The sequence below is a fragment of the Prevotella conceptionensis 9403948 genome, assembly GCF_000312305.1.
Classification (GTDB): Bacteria; Bacteroidota; Bacteroidia; order Bacteroidales; family Bacteroidaceae; genus Prevotella; species Prevotella conceptionensis.
On sequence record NZ_HE999445.1, the window covers coordinates 216,418 to 219,356 of the forward strand.

Annotated in this window: 3 protein-coding genes; 1 reads left to right on the forward strand and 2 read right to left on the reverse strand. The window is 51.2% G+C overall.

Annotated elements, in window-relative coordinates; all coding sequences use genetic code 11:
• Nucleotides 1-525: starch-binding protein (locus tag BN93_RS05245; protein WP_044259893.1), on the forward strand; the 525-nt coding region annotated here is incomplete at its 5' end.
• A 329-nt stretch (nucleotides 526-854) separates the two neighbouring features.
• Here the strand turns inward: BN93_RS05245 and rodA are convergent.
• Together rodA and BN93_RS05255 are read right to left on the reverse strand one after the other, a co-directional pair.
• Nucleotides 855-2,327, reverse strand: coding sequence for a rod shape-determining protein RodA (gene rodA, locus BN93_RS05250; protein ID WP_019187294.1), 1,473 nt, complete (start codon nucleotides 2,325-2,327; stop codon nucleotides 855-857).
• The coding region (locus tag BN93_RS05255) for a penicillin-binding transpeptidase domain-containing protein (protein WP_019187295.1) at nucleotides 2,308-2,939 on the reverse strand (632 nt) is incomplete at its 5' end. The genes BN93_RS05255 and rodA, both read right to left, overlap by 20 nt.

A 2,939-nucleotide genomic window follows, 5' to 3' on the forward strand; every position in this document is an offset into this window, starting at 1 on the left:
AAGGGCGAGGATGCAGGCTTTAATGCACCCGATTTCTGCAAGGTTAAGAAAGGCGAAAGATGTGCTTTCTTCGAGGCTCCTGCCAACTGGAACAACACAATAACTTGCTGGCAATGGGACAAGGGCTATAATTACACGGGCAACCAGTGGCCTGGTGCTGCCTGCATAAAGGTTGGGACCACTGCAAATGGCACGCACGTGTGGAAGTGGACTTGGAATAACAGCAAACAAACAAGCTCTGCTGGCAACGAAGGAATTATTTTCAGCAACAACGGCTCGCCGCAAACGGCCGACCTGCCTTTTGAAAATGGCGGCTATTATACGGCTGAGGGGCTGCTAGGTGTTGTGAAACCCGTAACAACAGGCATCACATCGCCCTTACAAAACACACCATCGGCCAAGAGTTTGCCCGTATATACGATAGACGGAAAGGCATTGGGCCACACTGCCGACATAGATACCTCCCTGAAAACGCTGCCCAAAGGCATGTATATCATCGGTAAAAAGAAGTATGCGGTGAAGTAGACTGGCGCAAACCGCCCTATAATAGGCCTCATCTCCCCAGTCTTTCGTCAAGGGAGAGAAGGCGAGTGTCAACAAAGACACCTTGTTTGTAAGCAACAATGGGTGTGAAACGAAGTTTGTTCGCTTGAAATAAGCAAAGGCATTGCCTGCATATTTTGTCGTACAAAGGCCTTTGTAGGGCTGCTACAAACAAATTGTAGTGGCTCTACAACTCTTTTGTAGTGCCACTACAAGCCATCGGTAGCCGTGCTACAAGAGGCTTGTAGCAAACGGTAAGCAAGACTGGAAAAGCCTGCAAAGGCCATGTCTAGACACGAGACGAAATGGTTTTATTGCCTTCGCGACTTGTTGCGGCTGGCGTCTATTCGTAAAAAAATAAAGAGCAAAAGCGTAAATCCCCACAAGCTGGAACCGCCATAACTAAAAAACGGTAAGGGGATGCCGATAACGGGAGTAAGGCCCAAGACCATCCCCACATTGATGAAAAGGTGGAAGAGAAACACACTCAACACACAATAGCCATATATGCGACCGAACTTAAATGGTTGCCGTTCGGCCAACTTGATGAGCCGTAATATCAATGCAAGGAAAAGCAACAGCACGGCAGCCGAACCAACAAAGCCTTCTTCTTCGCCTACGGTGCAGAAAATAAAGTCGGTATCTTGCTCGGGAACGAACTTCAATTTGGTTTGTGTTCCATTTAGAAAGCCCTTTCCTTTGAGTCCACCCGACCCAATGGCTATCTCGCTTTGGTGCACGTTATAGCCAGCGCCGGCAAGGTCTTCTTCCAGTCCAAGCAACACGTTGATGCGCACACGCTGATGAGGTTCCATCACTTCGTTAAGTACATAGTCTACCGAATAGAAGAACATCACCGAGCCAACGGCAAAGAGTGCCACATAGAAATAGTTGCGAATGCGCGCGCTAAGCCAACGGTAAAGAATCCAACACACCAGGGCGGCTGTCAACACAAGCTGCACGATGGTTACATCGAAAGCCACAATGTACTTAGACACGAGCAAACAGACACCCGTGAAGAGTATTCCAAGCGCAACAAGGCGCGTTGTTCGGCCGCGATCGTTGGTGTAGCTACGCACCATGCCAGCCGTAAACAGCTGAACAAGGAGCAAAACGATGAAACGTCCGAGCGACGTTGGCGTTTGCCAAAGCATCACTTCTTCGAAACGAACGCCCACAACGAAGTACACAACCATCGCCACGCCCGTGAAAAGGAAACTGCCCGACATGCCTTCGCGATAGAACATGAGGAAGAACGAGACATAAACTAAGGCCGAACCCGTTTCTTTCTGCGCCACAATGAAAACCATCGGCAATACAACCACGAGGCAGGCAGAGGCGAAATCTTTCCAATTGTTCAGGGAAAAGCCGTAAGTACTCATCAGTTTGGCCACGGCCAAGGCAGTGGCAAACTTGGCAAACTCGGCTGGTTGCAGGCGCAATGGACCCAACACGAGCCACGAACGCGAACCCTTAATCTCGTGCGGATTAAAGATTGTGGCGAAGAGCAGCAACAACATGGCGCCGTAAATGACAAAGGCGAAGGTGTCGTAAAAGTGGTCGTCGAGGGTGAGCAGCACGAAACCAAGGCAGATGGACGTGCCAATCCACACGATTTGCATGCCCGAACGCGTGCCGAGACTAAATATGTCGGTGTCGCCATAGGTGTAGCTGGCACCGCAAACGCTCACCCATCCGAAGGTGAGTAGCGCCAGATAGATGCCTATCGTCCGCCAATCCAACGACCCAAGCATGCTGGGTTGCCTATCTGTTGCTCGTGCCATACGCTATCCTTCTGCTTTGGTAAACACTTGCTTGCGCCTCAGAGAAGGGCGAAAGCTTTCCGTTGATGTACTGTTCCATCATGAGCGAACCAATCGGCACGCCGTAAGTGGCGCCAAATCCGCCGTTCTCCACGTACACGGCAATGGCTATTTTGGGGTTGTCCATAGGCGCAAAGCCCATGAAAACGGAGTGGTCTTGACCGCGGTTTTGCGCAGTACCCGTCTTACCGCACACCAAATAGTCGGCCCTGTTGGCCGCATGGCAGGTGCCGCCCACCACCGATGCGCGCATTCCTTGTACCACATATTCGTAAGCTTTGCGGCTGGCCTTGGTGTAATGCTTGCGCCGATAAAGCGTATCGAGCTGTTCGCCCTGCACCTTACGCACCACATGAGGCACATAATAATAGCCGCGGTTGGCGATAGTTGCGCAAAGATTGGCTATTTGCAGGGGCGTCAGGTTCACCTCGCCCTGCCCAATGGAGATGGAGATGACGGTAAGTCCGTTCCACGATCCCTTGTATGCCTTGTCGTAAAAGGCGGCATTGGGTATCAGTCCGCGCTTTTCGCCGGGCAAATCCACGCCAAGCTTATAGCCAAAGCCCATGCTCA